The sequence below is a fragment of the Sphingopyxis sp. QXT-31 genome (genome assembly GCF_001984035.1).
Lineage (GTDB): Bacteria > Pseudomonadota > Alphaproteobacteria > Sphingomonadales > Sphingomonadaceae > Sphingopyxis.
Genome location: NZ_CP019449.1, coordinates 186,520 through 201,249, shown reverse-complemented (window position 1 = coordinate 201,249; position 14,730 = coordinate 186,520). Strand labels below are relative to the sequence as shown.

14 protein-coding genes are annotated in these 14,730 nt (G+C 67.5%); 7 read left to right on the top strand and 7 right to left on the bottom strand.

Translation table 11 applies throughout. The features are described 5' to 3' along the window. Positions 1-54 precede the first annotated feature (54 nt). From purM to BWQ93_RS00980, 3 genes are read left to right on the top strand one after another with little or no spacing between them, the layout of a single operon-like run. Entirely contained in the window at positions 55-1,161 is a 1,107-nt protein-coding gene (gene purM, locus BWQ93_RS00990; protein ID WP_077028892.1) for a phosphoribosylformylglycinamidine cyclo-ligase, read from the top strand. Then, complete coding sequence (purN, locus tag BWQ93_RS00985) at positions 1,154-2,104, top strand: phosphoribosylglycinamide formyltransferase (protein ID WP_077028891.1); 951 nt, start codon at positions 1,154-1,156, stop codon at positions 2,102-2,104. Before purM ends, purN begins: the two co-directional genes overlap by 8 nt. Before the next feature lie 2 nt (positions 2,105-2,106). Beyond that, positions 2,107-2,736, top strand: coding sequence for a hypothetical protein (locus tag BWQ93_RS00980; protein ID WP_077028890.1), 630 nt, complete (start codon positions 2,107-2,109; stop codon positions 2,734-2,736). A 3-nt stretch (positions 2,737-2,739) separates the two neighbouring features. Here the strand turns inward: BWQ93_RS00980 and BWQ93_RS20585 are convergent, their stop codons facing one another. The 4 genes from BWQ93_RS20585 to BWQ93_RS00965 form a co-directional block, all read right to left on the bottom strand. Further along, positions 2,740-2,940 (bottom strand): hypothetical protein, encoded by a 201-nt coding sequence (locus tag BWQ93_RS20585; RefSeq protein WP_156878074.1) that lies wholly within the window; start codon positions 2,938-2,940, stop codon positions 2,740-2,742. Positions 2,941-3,041: 101 nt separating this feature from the next. After that, positions 3,042-3,464, bottom strand: a complete 423-nt coding sequence (gene ndk, locus BWQ93_RS00975; protein WP_077028889.1) for a nucleoside-diphosphate kinase — start codon at positions 3,462-3,464, stop codon at positions 3,042-3,044. Positions 3,465-3,538: 74 nt separating this feature from the next. Next, positions 3,539-3,988, bottom strand: a complete 450-nt coding sequence (locus BWQ93_RS00970; protein WP_058808956.1) for a DNA polymerase III subunit chi — start codon at positions 3,986-3,988, stop codon at positions 3,539-3,541. 12 nt (positions 3,989-4,000) lie between these two features. Continuing rightward, a complete protein-coding gene (locus BWQ93_RS00965; RefSeq protein ID WP_077028888.1) occupies positions 4,001-5,443 on the bottom strand; it encodes a leucyl aminopeptidase in 1,443 nt (480 codons plus the stop codon). 130 nt (positions 5,444-5,573) lie between these two features. On the opposite strand from BWQ93_RS00965, the gene BWQ93_RS00960 reads away from it, so the two are divergent. The 4 genes from BWQ93_RS00960 to rsmA all read left to right on the top strand — a co-directional run bounded on the left by BWQ93_RS00960 (position 5,574) and on the right by rsmA (position 11,197). Next, the gene (locus tag BWQ93_RS00960; RefSeq protein ID WP_077028887.1) at positions 5,574-7,871 is read left to right on the top strand and encodes an LPS-assembly protein LptD; all 2,298 of its coding nucleotides are present in this window, start codon (positions 5,574-5,576) and stop codon (positions 7,869-7,871) included. A 142-nt stretch (positions 7,872-8,013) separates the two neighbouring features. Then, entirely contained in the window at positions 8,014-9,354 is a 1,341-nt protein-coding gene (locus BWQ93_RS00955) for a peptidylprolyl isomerase (protein WP_077028886.1), read from the top strand. Beyond that, the gene (gene pdxA / locus BWQ93_RS00950; protein ID WP_077028885.1) at positions 9,354-10,373 is read left to right on the top strand and encodes a 4-hydroxythreonine-4-phosphate dehydrogenase PdxA; all 1,020 of its coding nucleotides are present in this window, start codon (positions 9,354-9,356) and stop codon (positions 10,371-10,373) included. Before BWQ93_RS00955 ends, pdxA begins: the two co-directional genes overlap by 1 nt. Next, positions 10,370-11,197 carry a 16S rRNA (adenine(1518)-N(6)/adenine(1519)-N(6))-dimethyltransferase RsmA gene (gene rsmA, locus BWQ93_RS00945; protein ID WP_077028884.1) on the top strand — a complete coding sequence of 276 codons (828 nt, stop codon included), beginning with the start codon at positions 10,370-10,372 and terminating at the stop codon, positions 11,195-11,197. Before pdxA ends, rsmA begins: the two co-directional genes overlap by 4 nt. Position 11,198: 1 nt before the next feature. Here the strand turns inward: rsmA and BWQ93_RS00940 are convergent, their stop codons facing one another. The 3 genes from BWQ93_RS00940 to guaB form a co-directional block, all read right to left on the bottom strand. Beyond that, positions 11,199-11,714: a tetratricopeptide repeat protein gene (locus tag BWQ93_RS00940; protein WP_077032122.1), complete on the bottom strand. Its 516-nt coding sequence runs from the start codon at positions 11,712-11,714 to the stop codon at positions 11,199-11,201. Positions 11,715-11,746: 32 nt separating this feature from the next. Beyond that, positions 11,747-12,937 (bottom strand): RsmB/NOP family class I SAM-dependent RNA methyltransferase, encoded by a 1,191-nt coding sequence (locus tag BWQ93_RS00935; RefSeq protein WP_077028883.1) that lies wholly within the window; start codon positions 12,935-12,937, stop codon positions 11,747-11,749. A 154-nt stretch (positions 12,938-13,091) separates the two neighbouring features. Next, complete coding sequence (gene guaB / locus BWQ93_RS00930; RefSeq protein WP_077028882.1) at positions 13,092-14,549, bottom strand: IMP dehydrogenase; 1,458 nt, start codon at positions 14,547-14,549, stop codon at positions 13,092-13,094. Positions 14,550-14,730: the final 181 nt, after the last annotated feature.

The window sequence follows — 14,730 nt, the reverse complement described above, 5'->3', positions numbered from 1 at the left end:
CGAGGACAAGGAAATCATGGCATTTGTCGGCTGGAACCGTTAGTCGCGCGTGCCATGGATTCCAAGCACAACCAACCCGTGGGCTATACCTATGCCCAGGCCGGGGTTTCGATCGACGCCGGCAATGCGCTGGTCCGTGCCATCGCCCCGCTCGCGCGTGCGACGCGCCGCCCCGGCGCCGACGCCGACCTCGGCGGTTTCGGCGGTTTCTTCGACCTCAAGGCGGCGGGGTTCAGCGATCCTTTGCTCGTCGCGGCGAACGACGGCGTGGGCACTAAGCTCAAGCTCGCGATCGAATCGGGCAAGCACGACGGGGTCGGCATCGACCTGGTCGCGATGTGCGTCAACGACCTGATCGTGCAGGGCGCCGAGCCCCTGTTCTTCCTCGACTATTACGCGACCGGCAAGCTCGACAACGACGTCGCCACCGCGGTCGTCGCGAGCATCGCCGAGGGCTGCAAGCAGGCGGGATGCGCGCTGATCGGCGGCGAGACGGCGGAAATGCCGGGCATGTACAGCGAGGGCGACTACGACCTCGCGGGTTTCTGCGTCGGCGCGGTCGAGCGCCACGAAGTGCTGACCGCCGACAAGGTCGCCGCGGGCGACGTCATCCTGGGCCTCGCCTCATCGGGCGTGCATTCGAACGGCTTCTCGCTCGTGCGCCGGCTCGCCGCGGACAAGGGGTGGAAGCTCGACCGCCCCGCGCTGTTCGACCAGGAAGTGCTGCTGATCGAGGCGCTGATGGCGCCGACGCGCATCTATGTGAAGAGCCTGCTGCCGCTGGTCAAAAGCGGCAAGGTCCACGCGCTGGCCCATATCACCGGCGGCGGATTGCTCGAGAATATTCCGCGGATTTTGCCTGCCGATTTGCATGCGTTCGTCGATGCCGATGCGTGGGAGCAGCCGCGGCTGATGGCATTCCTGCAGGCGCAGGGGCATATCGAGCCCGAGGAAATGGCGCGCACCTTCAACTGCGGGATCGGCATGGCGGTGGTCGTGGCCGAGGCCGACGTCGCCGAGGTGACCGCAGCGCTGGAAGCGGCGGGCGAGACGGTGTTCCGGATCGGGCATATCGGCGACGGGCCGAAGGGTTGCACGGTCAGCGGCGGGGCCGAGACGTGGAGCGCGTTGGCCGCATGGAGCGCCACGCATAATGGCTAAGGCGCGCGTCGCCGTCCTGATCTCGGGTGCCGGGACCAATATGGCGGCGCTGCTCTATGCCGCGAAGGCCGCGGACTGCCCCTATGAACTGGTGCTGGTCGCGAGCAACGATCCCGACGCGCCGGGGCTTGGCATCGCCGCGGCCGAGGGCGTTGCGACCTGGAGCCGGTCGCACAAGGGCCTGGGCCGCGACGCCTTCGATGCGCTGGTCGACGTGCAATTACGCAAGGTGGATGCCGAGTTCGTCGCGCTCGCGGGCTATATGCGCATATTAAGCGACGATTTTGTCGCTAGGTGGACGGGCAGGATGGTCAATATCCATCCGAGCCTGCTGCCGCTCTACAAGGGGCTGGATACGCACCAGCAGGCGATCGACGCGGGCGACACATTCGGCGGGTGCAGCGTGCATATCGTGACCGCCGGGGTCGACGACGGCCCGGTGCTGGCGCAGACGCGCGTGGCGATCGTGCCCGGCGATACGGTCGAGAGCCTCGCGGCGCGGGTGCGCTTTGCCGAGCATCAGCTCTATCCCGCCACCCTTGCCGCCTTCGTCTCACGCGAGCGCTCGCCCGATTATCTCCGCGGCCAAGTGCGCGAACTTGCGCTGGCGCTGCCCGAGGCCGACGAGGTGACCTCGCACGGCATGCCCTGCTTCGGGATCATTAAGGGCAAGAAATTCGCCTATTTCACCGAGGATCATCACGGCGACGGCAAGATCGCGCTGCTCGTCAAGATCAGCGGCGCCGACGAGCAGGCGGCCTTGATCGAGATGGACGAGGCGCGCTATTACCGCCCCGCCTATTTCGGCGACGGCTGGGTCGGCATCCGCCTCGACCTCGGCGATACCGACTGGGACGCGATCGGCGAATGGCTGCGCAAGAGCTGGCTCGCGGTGGCGCCGAAGAAGCTGGCCGGCCTGATGGGGGTCGCGGAGGAGTTTTGACGATGCGGTTTCTCGCGGCGCTGCTGGTCCTCACCCTAAGCGGCTGCGGCATCGCCGTTTCCGACAAGCCGATGCTGGCGGCCGCCGACACCGCGGGGGCGCCGCAATTTGCGGACGGTGTATGGCTGATGCCCGAATTCGACGAGGAGGCGGACTGCGCGGTCGATGCCGCCAAGCCGGTGTCAAGCTGGCCCGACTGCGCGACCTGGGCGCTGCACAAGGACGGCCAGTGGTTCGCGCGCGACGGCGATAGCGGGATCGCGACCAAGCCCGTGCCGCGCGAGGCCGTGGTGGTGTCGAACGGCGACATCGCGATTGTCCAGCTCGAATCCGAACCCGGCGAGGACGGCACGGTCGATCCGACGCCCTTTACCTTCGTTGCGTTCGACAACAAACCCGCCACGACGGCGCCGTTGCGCGCGATCGGTTTCTGGATGGTGATGTGCGGAAAATATGAACCCGTCCAGGGCGCCGCCGAGGATGAGGCGGACGAACTGGTGCGCTTTCCGGGCTTCGACGAGAAGTGCCGGCCCGAATCGGTGCAGGTGCTGCGCGATGCCGCCGCGGCGAGCCGCCCCGCCGCCGACTTCCCATTGCCGCAATTCGGCTGGGCGCGCGCCGCGCTCGACTAGGCCTCAGTCGATGCTCTTGATCTCGCGCCCCGAATGCGAGCGGATCAGCGACAGCGCATCGTCGAGCGAGCGCGTCTTGCCGATGTCGGACTTGGCGTTGAGCAGCAGCTTCACCTTCACCCGGCGCACATAGAAGGTGCCGTCATATTCGCCGATCTCGTAGAGATTGCCGCCCTGCACCGCGACCGATCTTGTCCTGCCCATGATCGCCTCCCCATCCGGTCAGAATAACCGCGGCGCGAACCAAAGAAAAGGGCCGCCGGATCACTCCGGCGGCCCTTTTCTGTTTCGCTATCCCGAAGGGATCAGCCGACGATTTCTTCGGGCTTGAAGAAATAGGCGATCTCGATCGCCGCATTTTCGTCGCTGTCCGAGCCGTGGACGGTGTTCGCTTCGATGCTCTCGGCCAGTTCCTTGCGGATCGTGCCGGGTTCGGCGTTCGCGGGGTTGGTTGCGCCCATGATGTCGCGGTTGCGCTGCATCGCGTTTTCACCCTCGAGAACCTGGACGACGACCGGGCCGCTGATCATGAATTCGACGAGCTCGCCGAAGAAGGGGCGTTCCTTGTGGACCGCATAGAAGCCCTCGGCCTGTTCGCGGCTCATGTGGATGCGCTTCGAGGCGACGACGCGCAGGCCGGCGTCTTCCAGCATCTTGGTGACGGCGCCCGTGATGTTACGTCGCGTCGCGTCGGGCTTGATGATCGAAAAGGTGCGGGTGACCGCCATGGGAAAGCTCCTGCGTGGATGTTCTTATGATGCGCGCGCCTCTAGCCGCGCTTTCGCTGCATCGCAAGGCAAGCTTATGGCCCTTCGCTCCAGCGGCCATTTTCGTCCTGTTTCCAGAAGCGGTTGTCGACGTCGTCGCGCGCCGCGAGCGCGCGCCAGAGCGCGCGGGCGTCGTCGATGCGGCTGTTGTCGAAGAAGAGGAAGGTGCGTTCGAAGCCCAGCGCTTCCTCGCGCCATTCGCCGTCGGCGAGCGCGAGATGCGTCGCGCGATTGGGCGGCGCGGCGGCGAGCGTGCCCGCGATGAGGATCGGCTCGATCTCCTCGTCGGGCGAGCCCGCGGCGCCGTGCGGCAGGAAGCTCGCCGGCTGGAGCGTCCACAGCGCCTCATCGATCGCCTGCCGCTGCATCGCGGGGCCCGCCACGACGAGCAGCCGGTCGCCGTTGGCGAGGATACGCGTCGCGACCGCGGGCAGCACGCGCTCGACCGGGTCGCGGGTCAGGCGGTAGAAATCGACGCGGGGCATCCCTTGCCCGCCCTATCCCTCGAAATTATCCGCGACGAAGCGGTCGAGCAGGCGCACGCCGTAGCCGGTGGCTCCCTTGGCATAGACCGGGCCGTCCTTGTCGTGCCAGGCCATGCCCGCGATATCGAGATGCGCCCATTTGACGCCCTCGTCGACGAAGCGCTTGATGAACTGCGCCGCGGTGATCGAGCCGCCCTCGCGCGGGCCGACATTCTTCATGTCGGCGATCGGGCTGTCGATCAGCTTGTCGTAGGCCGCCGACAGCGGGAAGCGCCACAATTTGTTGTTCGATGCCTCGCCCGCGGCGATCAGCTGGTCGGCGAGGCCGTCGTCATTGGCGAAGATGCCGGCATATTCGTGGCCGAGCGAGATCACCATCGCGCCGGTCAGCGTGGCGAGATCGACGATAACCGAGGGTTCGTAGACCTTTTGCGTCCAGGTCACCGCGTCGCAGAGCACGAGGCGGCCCTCGGCGTCGGTGTTGAGCACCTCGACCGTCTGGCCCGACATGGTGGTGACGATGTCGCCGGGGCGCATTGCATTGCCGTCGGGCATGTTTTCGACGAGTCCGACGATGCCGACGACATTCGCCTTGGCCTTGCGCCCGGCGATCGCCTTCATCGCGCCCGCGACCGCGCCCGCGCCGCCCATGTCCCATTTCATCATGTCCATGCCCGCGGCGGGCTTGATGCTGATGCCGCCGGTGTCGAAGGTCACGCCCTTGCCGACGAAGGCGATCGGCTTGGTGCCCGGCTCGCCGCCGTTCCAGCGCATCGCGAGCAGCCGCGGCGGGCGCGTCGAGCCCTGCGCGACGCCGAGCAAAGCGCCCATACCGAGCGCCTTCATCTGGCGCTCGTCGAGCACCTCGAGTTCGACGCCGAGGTCGGCGAGATGCTGGCAGCGCTCGACGAAGCTTTCGGGGTAGAGGATGTTCGGCGGCTCGGCGACGAGCGTCTGGGTGAAGGCCACACCCTCGGCGATCGCCTGCGCCTCGGCCCAGCCCGCAGGCGTGCCGTGCGGCGAGGCGACGATCACCGTCTGAAGGCTGGGCTTCGCATTGTCGGCGAGCCGCGTGCGATAGGTATCGAGGCGCCAGTTCCGCAACAGCGCGCCGGTCGCGAAAGCGAGCACATCCTGCGCATCGCTGTCGCCCGCGCTCGCGAAATCGACGTGCACCGTCGTCACGCCGCTGGTCTGGAGCTTCGCGGTCAGCGCGGCGCCGCCGCGTTCGAGATCCTGGACCGAGCCTTCGCCGATGCCGACGAGCAGCAGCCGCTTCGCCTTGTCGCCGTCGATCGCCGCGGTTTCGGCGACCGCGCCCGCCGCGCCGTCGAAGCGTGCCTGCGTCGCGGCGGCGCCGAGCAGCGCGCCGAGCGCAGCGGCCCCGCCCTTGCGGACGGGGAAAGCGACGACGTCGGCAGACGCATCGATTTGCGCGACAAACTGAATGTTCATGCCTTAACTTTCTTATGCGGTGATTGATTGGAACGTGGCGGACCGATAGGGGTTTCGCTTGCGAGTTGCAAAAACAAAGCGGGCGGTCCAAGCGGGCCGAAGGCTCAAATATATGGGACAAAGGCGGTAAATGAAGGGGACTTTGTTCCAAGGGGGCAACCGGCCGCTGTGGCTCGCGTCCGCCAGCGTGCTGGCGCTATTCGCCGTGCCCGCCGCCGCGCAGACCGACGCCGAACCATCGGTCGTGTCGGCGCCGCAAGGCGAGCCCGATCTCCAGACGCCCGATATCGCCGCGCCACCCGGCGGGGCGCCCGCCGTCGCCGGCGCCGATCAGGTCGGCTTTGCCGCCGACAATCTGAATTACGACAGTGATACCGAGATCGTCGTTGCCGACGGCAATGTGCAGATGAATCGCGAGGCGATCCAGATGCGCGCGAACAAGGTGACCTGGAACCGCAAGACCGGCGAAGTCGTTGCCGAGGGCGACGTCGCCATCACCAATCCCGAGGGCGACACGGCCTATGGCGACCGCATCGTCCTGACCGACAGCCTGCGCGACGGGATCGTCGAGGATATGCTGGTGGTCCTCGACAATGGCTCGCGCCTGGCGGCAGTAAAAGGCACGCGCTTCGACAACGGCAATATCGAACTCGAAAATGCCGCTTACACGCCCTGCCCCGTGGTCGATGACGAAGGCTGTCCCAAGAACCCCAGCTGGCAGGTCCGCGCCGTTCGCGTGACCTATGACAAGCTGAAGAACAAGGTCCGCTACAAAGGCGCCCGGGTCGAGATTTTCGGCCTGCCGCTGATCCCCTTGCCCGGACTCAGCCATTCGATCGGCGGGGAGGCGACCAGCGGGCTGCTGGTTCCCGAAATCAGGCTCGACCGATCGAACGGCTTCGAGATCGCTCTGCCTTATTACCTGCGGATCGCGCCCGACCGTGACGCAACGATCACGCCGCACCTCTATACCGGCGCCGCGCCGATGATCGAGGGTGAGTTCCGCGCCCTTACCGATATCGGCTCGTTCCGGGTAAACGGTTATGGAACCTACAGTTCGGCCGTCCCCCTCACCGGCCCGTCGGTTAGCGGCAACAACAAATTCCGGGGCTATCTGGAGAGCGCGGGCAAGTTCCAGCTGAGCCCGCGCTGGAGCATCACCTACTCGGGGCGCATCGCGAGCGACCGAACCTTCCTGCGCCGCTACGATATTACGCGCGACGACCGGCTGCGCTCGACCTTCGAGGTCGAGCGGATCGGCAACCAGAGCTATCTGTCGATCGCCGGCTGGGCGACGCAGACGCTGCGTGCGGGCGACAAGCAAGGGCAGCAGCCGATCGCGCTGCCGATCCTCGACTATCGCCAACGGCTGACCGACCCCGTGTTCGGCGGCCAGTTCGAGCTGCAGGTCAACACGCTGGCCATCGGCCGCACCGCGGGGCAGGACACCCAGCGCGCCTTTGCGGGCGTGCGCTGGGACCTTCGCCGCCTGACCTCGCTGGGGCAGGAAGTAACCTTCACCGCGATGGTGCGCGGCGACGTCTATCACAGCGACGAGAATTTGCTCACCGCCATCCCCGGCTACCGCGGCAAGTCGGGCTGGGAAGGCCGCGGCATCGCGGCCGCGGCGGTCGATATGCGCTGGCCGTTCGTTGGCGAATTCATGGGCGGCACGCAGACGCTGACCCCGCGCGTGCAGTTGGTCGCGACGCCGCAGATCAAGAATCTCGCCATCCCGAACGAGGACAGCCGCGCCTTCGATCTCGAGGACAGCAATCTCTTCGCGATCAATCGCTTCTCCGGCTACGACCGCTTCGAGGACGGCGCGCGCATCACCTATGGCGCCGAATGGAATTACAGCCGGCCCGGCTTCAACATCAACAGCATCGTCGGGCAGAGCTATCGCCTGTCGGACAAGCCCAGCCTGTTCCCCGACGGCACCGGCCTGACCGACCGCACATCCGACGTCGTCGGGCGCACCACCGTCGCGTACAAGGATTTCCTGCGGCTGACGCACCGCTTCCGCCTCGACAAGGACAACCTCGCGGTGCGGCGCAACGAGTTCGACGCGACGATCGGCAGCCGTGCGACCTATGCCGTGCTCGGCTATTCGCGGCTCAACCGCGACATCGCGCTGCTCGGCGAAGATTTGCAGGACCGCGAGGAAGTGCGCGTCGGCGGCCGCGTCGCGGTGGCGAAGAGCTGGTCGATCTTCGGCTCGGCGATCGTCGACCTGACCAGCAAGGCCGACGATCCGCTGAGTCTGGCCGACGGGTTCGAGCCGATCCGCCACCGGCTGGGGGTCGCGTACGACGACGACTGCCTGTCGATCGCACTGACCTGGCGCCGCGACTATATCGACACCGGCGACGCGCGGCGCGGCAACAGCTTCTCGTTCCGCGTGGCGTTCCGCAATCTGGGCTTCTGACGAACCCCATCCCGCTCAGCTTGCGTTCAGCGTCGGATCGCCAGTATAGCGGCCGTAATGATGTGCAGAGGCGCGTTTGCGCTGGACCATGGGGCGTCTCCGCTGATACGGAGCGAGCCGGAACCTTCTTTATAGGGTAAAAATGACCAAATTCTCGACCTTGATCGGCTTCGCCGCCGTCGCTGCCATCGGCGTGACCCCGGTGCTGGCGCAGACCGTTTCCGACGACGACGTGCCGACCACCGCGCTCAACATTCCGGGCAATGTCCAAGTCTATGGCGATGCCAAGGCGAACGTCTATCGCCCCTCGGCGACCGTGAACGGCGAGATCATCACGGCGACCGATATCGAACAGCGCATGGGGCTGATCCGCGTCGCCAACGGCAACGCCGAACTGCCGCCCGAGCAGATTCAGGCGCTGCGCCAGCAGGTGTTCAGCAACCTGATCGACGAGAAGTTGCAGATCCAGGAAGCGCGTGCGGCCGAGATCGAGATCGACGAAAATGTCATCAACGACCAGTTCGCGCGACTCGCCGCCCGCTACAAGCAGACCCCCGACCAGTTCACCGCCTATCTCGCGTCGAAAGGCTCGTCGGCCGCAGCGGTGAAGCAGCAGATTCGCGGCGAATATGCGTGGGACCGCCTGCTCGCGCGCAACGTCCAGTCGACCACCAACGTGTCGAAGGACGAGGTCGATGCGATCTACAAGCGGACGATGGAAGCCAAGGGGCAGGACGAATTCCACCTTGCCGAAATCTATCTGACCGCGACCCCCGAAACGATCCAGTCGGTCGCCGAAAACGGCCAGAAGATCGTCCAGGCGCTGCAGGCCGGCGGCAGCTTCGCCGCCTATGCGCGCCAGTTTTCCGAAGCCTCGACCGCAGTCGTCGGGGGCGACCTCGGCTGGGTGAAGGCCGGGCAGTTGCCCGACAGCATGGCCGATGCCGCGCGCCAGATGCAACCCGGCCAGCTGGTCGGGCCGGTCGAGGTTCCGGGCGGCGTGTCGATCATGCTGATGGTCGACCGACGCCAGGTACTGACCGCCGACCCGCGCGACGCGGTGCTCAGCCTGAAGCAGATTTCGCTCGATTTCCCCGCGGGCACTAGCGAGGCCAAGGCGTCCGAACTTGCCGGCCAGTTCGCCGAGGCGACGCGCGGCATCGCCGGTTGCGGCGCCGCCGACGGCGTTGCGCAGACCCTGGGCGCGACGGTCGTGTCGCGCGACGGCATCCAGATGCGTCAGTTGCCGCCGCCGCTGCAGGCGACGCTCATCAGCCTGCAGGTCGGCCAGACCACCCAGCCCTTCGGCGCTGCGAACGAGGGTGTCAGCGTCCTCGTGCTGTGCGGCCGCGACCTGCCCAACACGGCCTCCGAGCCCAATCTCGAGGAAATCGAGAACCGCCTGCTTGAGGAAAAGGTGCAGAAGCGCGCCCAGCGCTATCTGCGCGACCTGCGCCGGGACGCGGTCATCGACTTCAGCTGATGTCTAGTGACAGCAAGCGACGCCCGATCGCGGTCACCTTGGGTGACCCGGCCGGCGTCGGGCCCGAAGTCGCCGCGCGCACCTGGGCGGCGCGGCACGAGCACGACCTGCCCCCCTTCGTGGCGATCGGCGACATCGCGTCGATCGCTGCGGTGTGGGACGGTCCCACGGCGCGCATCGGCGACATCGCCGAGGCCGAGCGGCTGTTCGACGGCGCCCTGCCCGTCTGGCATCTGGAGGATAGCGGCCCGGTCGTTCCGGGATCGCCGACCAAGGCCGGCGCGACCTGTGCGCTTCACGCGCTCGAAACCGGCATCGGCCTGACCCGCGGCCAGGCCACGGGCGCGCTCGTCACGGGGCCGGTGTCGAAGGCCCAGCTCTATGGCGTCGGCTATACGCATCCGGGGCAAACCGAATTCATCGCCGAGCGCTGCGGCGTCACCGCGACCAATGCGGTGATGATGCTCGCGGGGCCGAAGCTGCGCGTCGTGCCGCTCACCGTCCATGTGCCGCTCGCCGAGGTGCCCGAGCGGCTGACCAGCGAGCTGATCGTCGCCAAGGGCCGCATCGTCGCGCGCGCGCTGAAGCGCGATTTCGGGATCGAAACGCCGCTGCTCGCGGTCGCGGGTCTGAACCCCCACGCCGGCGAGAGCGGCGAGATGGGCGACGAGGAACTCCGCATCATCCGCCCCGCGGTCGAACAATTGCTCGCCGACGGCATCGCCATCGAAGGCCCGCTCGCCGCCGACAGCCTGTTCGCACCGCATGTGCGCGCACGTTACGACGCGTTGCTCTGCTGCTATCACGACCAGGCGCTGGCGCCGTTCAAGGCGCTGCATTTCGACGATGGGGTCAACCTCACGCTCGGGCTGCCGATCGTACGCACCTCGGCCGATCATGGCACCGCGTTCAACATCGCGGGCACCGGCGTCGCCGATCCGGGGCCGACGATCGCCGCGATCCGCATGGCGGCGGAGCTTGCGGCGATGCGCGACCGCAGCTGCGCCCCCGCCGCGTGACGAACCCGGTCCTGCCGCCGCTGCGCGAAACCGTGCGCGCGCATGGGCTGCAGGCGAGCAAGGCGCTGGGCCAGAATTTCCTGTTCGACGAGCAGCTTCTGGACCGCATCGCGGCGCTGCCCGGCGATCTGGAGGGCGCGACGGTGTTCGAGGTCGGGCCGGGGCCCGGCGGACTGACGCGCGCTTTGCTCCGCGCCGGGGCGAAGGTGATCGCGGTCGAGCGCGACGACCGCTGCCTGCCGCTGCTCGGCGAACTGAGCCAAGCCTTCGACGGGCGGCTGACGGTGATCGCCGACGATGCGATGGCGATCGACGCCGACGCGCTCGCGGGCGGGCCCTATCATATCGTCGCCAACCTGCCCTATAATGTCGGCACCGCGCTGTTCACGCGCTGGCTGGAGCCGGCGGAATGGCCGCCACGGTGGCTATCGCTGACCCTGATGTTCCAGCTGGAAGTCGCCGAGCGCATCGTCGCGAAGGTCGATACCTCGGCCTACGGCCGGCTCGCGGTGCTCGCGCAGTGGCGTTCGAACGCGAGGATCGCGATGAAGGTCCACCGCTCGGCCTTCACCCCGCCACCCAAGGTGATGTCGGCGATCGTCCATGTGACGCCCGCCGCGCAGCCCGAGGGGGTGAACCCGCGGATCCTGTCGAAACTGACCGAGCACGGCTTCGGCCAGCGGCGCAAGATGCTGCGGCAGAGCTTGAAGGGCATGCCGGGCGCGATCGACGCGCTCGACGTTTGCGGGATCGCGCCGACGCGGCGCGCGGAGACGGTCAGCGTGGCGGAATGGGTCGAGTTGGCGCGGGTGCTGAGCCGCTAGGTCAATTCTGGCTGGTCGTCACCACGGTCTTCGGGACCAGCGCTTCCGCCGCGACGACCTTCTTTTCGGCACTCGTATTGATCGTCTTTTCGAGCGCGGCGACCTGGGGGCATTTTTCGGCGCAGACGCGCTTCGCCTCGGCGAGCTTTTCGCGCGCGAGTTCGAGCGCGCCCTTGTCGGCGAGCGCCTCACCCTGGCCGGTCAGCGCAATAATGTCATTGGGTTCGAGGATCAACGCCTCGCGATAAAGGCCGATCGCCTTGCCCGGCAGGCCCTGCGCGCGCGCGACCTGCGCCAGCGCGACGATCGCGCTGCGGTTGCGCGGGTCGGCGGCGAGCGCGGCCTCATAGGCGTCGATTGCGCCGTCGAGATCGCCCGCGCCCTGTGCCTTCACGCCCGCCTGCTGGAGCGCGATCGAGACCGGCAATATGTCGTTGTCGGCGCGCTGCGCATCGGAGGCCGTGGGCAGGCTGGCAAGGACAAGACCGGCACCAAGGGCCAGGAAACTGACGCGCATCGCATTCTCCCATCGCTTCATCACCCGCGAGGCTAACACGGTGCGGTCAATCGGGCGAGGAAAAATCCGTCGCAGCGGTCATGCGCCGGGGTGAGCAGAAAACCGCCGCCCGCGGCGCGCCCGATACCCGCCGGAAGCACATCGGCATCGGCCGTCCAGCCGGGATGACGGGTTAGAAATTCGTCCACCTGGGCGCGCCCCTCGCGTGCGATGATCGAGCACACGGCATAGAGCAATTTGCCCCCCGGCGCCACCAGATCGGCGCCGAGATCGATCAGCTTCGCCTGGTCGGCGGCATGGCGGTCGAGCCGAGCGGGGTTGAGACGCCAGCGCAATTCGGGGCTGCGCCGCCAGGTGCCGCTGCCCGAACAGGGCGCATCGACGATGACGCGGTCGGCCTTGGCCATATGGGCGGCGAGCATGGCGGGTTCCTGCCCAGGGTTGAGCAACAGCGTCTCGATGCGCGTCGCGCCGGCACGGTTGGCGCGCGGCAGCAGTTGCTGGATCCGCGCGCGGTTGGTGTCGCAGGCGAGGATGGCGGCCTCGTCATTGGTCGCCGAGGCTATAGCAAGGGTTTTGCCGCCGGCGCCCGCGCACAGGTCGACGACGGTCTGGCCGGCTTCGGCACCGAGCGCGACCGCCGCCAGCTGGCTCGCGGCGTCCTGGACCTCGAACTGCCCCTCGGCATAGGCCGAATGCTGCACGGCGGCGGTTTCGCCGGGCAGGCGCCAGCCGTCGGCGAGACCGTCGATCGCTTCGCCGTCGGGGAAGATCGATGCGAGTTCGTCGCGGCTCGAGCGCAGGCGGTTGGCGCGCAGGTCGAGCGGGGCGCGGGCGAGCATCGCCGCCTGCTCGGCCTTCCCGACCAACGGATCGAACAGCCTGACCAGCGCCTTCGACGCCAATCCGGTTTCGGCGCGCGGTTCGTCGGCGCTGATGACGGCGGGCCCATACGCCGCGCCATCGAACAGCGCCGCCAGTTCCGCGTCGGCATCGGCGAGAACGAGCATGGCGGCACGGCCCGACGGCGGCACCGAGCGGACGCCGCGGATCGCATCATAGACATGATTGCGGATCGCGCGGCGGTCTTTCGACCCGGCGTAGCGGCGCGCGCGCATCGCGTCGGCAAAGATCGCATCGGCGGGCGGGCCGCCGTCGCGTGCGGCGATGGCGATGGCGTCGAGGATTTCGATGGCGGTCTGGACGCGGGCGGCGGGGGTCATGCGATGAAGCCCCTCCCGCAGGCGGGAGGGGTTTGGGGTAGGCTAGCGGCGTGGCGTCTGCCCACCCCGCTGCGACTAGGGAGCAAGCTCCCAAGTCTCGCTGCCCCTCCCGCTTGCGGGAGGGGGTGATCAGCGCATGGGCGCATCACTTGCCTCAGCCCACCGGATAATTCGGCGCCTCGCGCGTGATCGCGACGTCGTGGACATGGCTTTCGCGCAGCCCGGCGTTGGTGATCCGCACGAATTTCGCGCGCTCGCGCAAATCCTTCAGCGTGCGGCTGCCGGTATAGCCCATCGCCGCCTTCACGCCGCCGACGAGCTGGTGGATCACGTCCTTGGCCGGGCCCTTGAAGGGCACCTGGCCCTCGATGCCCTCGGGGACCAGCTTCATCTGGTCCTTGATGTCCTGCTGGAAATAGCGGTCGGCCGAGCCGCGCGCCATCGCGCCGACGCTGCCCATGCCGCGATAGCTTTTGTACGTCCGTCCCTGGAACAGGAAGGTTTCGCCCGGCGCCTCGGCGGTGCCCGCGAGGAGCGAGCCGACCATGACGCTCGACGCGCCCGCCGCCAGCGCCTTGGCGATGTCGCCCGAGGTGCGCAGGCCGCCGTCGGCGATCACCGGCACGCCGAGCTTCTGCGCCGCTTCGACGCTGTCGAGGATCGCGGTGAGCTGCGGCACGCCGACGCCCGCGACGACGCGCGTGGTGCAGATCGAACCCGGGCCGATGCCGACCTTGACGCCGTCGGCGCCCGCGTCGATCAACGCCTTGGTCGCGTCGCCGGTGGCGACATTGCCCGCGAGCACCTGGACGCGGTTCGAGAGCTTCTTGATCCGTGCGACAGTCTCGCCCACGCCCTTGCTGTGGCCGTGCGCGGTGTCGACGACGATCAGGTCGCATTCGGCCTCGAGCAAAGCCTCGGCGCGCTCGATGCCGCTGTCGCCGGTGTTGGTCGCGGCGGCGACGCGCAGGCGCCCGGTGCCGTCCTTGGTCGCGTCAGGGAAATTGACGGCCTTTTCCATGTCCTTGACGGTGATCAGGCCGATGCAGCGATAATCGTCATCGACGACGAGCAATTTCTCGATGCGGCGCTGGTGGAGCAATTTGCGCGCCTCGTCCTGCCCGACGCCGGGGCGCACCGTCGCGAGATTCTCCGCGGTCATCAGTTCGCGCACCGGCTGGCCGGGATTGTCGGCGAAGCGGACGTCGCGGTGGGTGAGGATGCCGACGAGCTTGCCGCCGGTCTCGACCACCGGAATGCCCGAGATGCGGTGCTGGTCCATCAGCGCAGTCGCATAGGAGAGCGGCGCGTCGGGGGTGATGGTGATCGGGTTGACGATCATCCCGCTTTCAAAGCGCTTGACCTGGCGCACCGCGGCGGCCTGTTCCTCGATGGTGAGGTTGCGGTGGAGCACGCCGATGCCGCCGATCTGCGCCATCAGGATCGCCATGTCGGCCTCGGTCACCGTGTCCATCGCCGACGACAGGATCGGGATGTTGAGCGTGATGTCGCTGGTCAGCTGGGTCTGCAGATTGGCGTCGGAGGGCAGGATGTCCGACGCGCCGGGCACCAGCAGCACGTCGTCGAAGGTCAGGCCGGTGATGATTTCCATGGGTGCCACTTTCTGCTCTTGGCGGCGCCTGGCTCCCTCGAAAGGTGCGGCACACGCGATTCGTTTGGTGGCGGCCCATGTAACCAGTCGGCGCCGCGCGCGCCAGTGGGCGGGGCGCGATTATTTCGCGGCGGCGAATGCGGCCGCAGAACAGCAGATAGTATACTAACTGAGGGTTGCA

Coding starts and splice junctions, on each gene's coding strand:
- purM (WP_077028892.1), top strand. CDS start 55: ATGGATTCCAAGCACAACCAACCCGTGGGCTATACCTATGCCCAGGCC.
- purN (WP_077028891.1), top strand. CDS start 1,154: ATGGCTAAGGCGCGCGTCGCCGTCCTGATCTCGGGTGCCGGGACCAAT.
- BWQ93_RS00980 (WP_077028890.1), top strand. CDS start 2,107: ATGCGGTTTCTCGCGGCGCTGCTGGTCCTCACCCTAAGCGGCTGCGGC.
- BWQ93_RS20585 (WP_156878074.1), bottom strand. CDS start 2,940: ATGGGCAGGACAAGATCGGTCGCGGTGCAGGGCGGCAATCTCTACGAG.
- ndk (WP_077028889.1), bottom strand. CDS start 3,464: ATGGCGGTCACCCGCACCTTTTCGATCATCAAGCCCGACGCGACGCGA.
- BWQ93_RS00970 (WP_058808956.1), bottom strand. CDS start 3,988: ATGCCCCGCGTCGATTTCTACCGCCTGACCCGCGACCCGGTCGAGCGC.
- BWQ93_RS00965 (WP_077028888.1), bottom strand. CDS start 5,443: ATGAACATTCAGTTTGTCGCGCAAATCGATGCGTCTGCCGACGTCGTC.
- BWQ93_RS00960 (WP_077028887.1), top strand. CDS start 5,574: ATGAAGGGGACTTTGTTCCAAGGGGGCAACCGGCCGCTGTGGCTCGCG.
- BWQ93_RS00955 (WP_077028886.1), top strand. CDS start 8,014: ATGACCAAATTCTCGACCTTGATCGGCTTCGCCGCCGTCGCTGCCATC.
- pdxA (WP_077028885.1), top strand. CDS start 9,354: ATGTCTAGTGACAGCAAGCGACGCCCGATCGCGGTCACCTTGGGTGAC.
- BWQ93_RS00940 (WP_077032122.1), bottom strand. CDS start 11,714: ATGCGCGTCAGTTTCCTGGCCCTTGGTGCCGGTCTTGTCCTTGCCAGC.
- BWQ93_RS00935 (WP_077028883.1), bottom strand. CDS start 12,937: ATGACCCCCGCCGCCCGCGTCCAGACCGCCATCGAAATCCTCGACGCC.
- guaB (WP_077028882.1), bottom strand. CDS start 14,549: ATGGAAATCATCACCGGCCTGACCTTCGACGACGTGCTGCTGGTGCCC.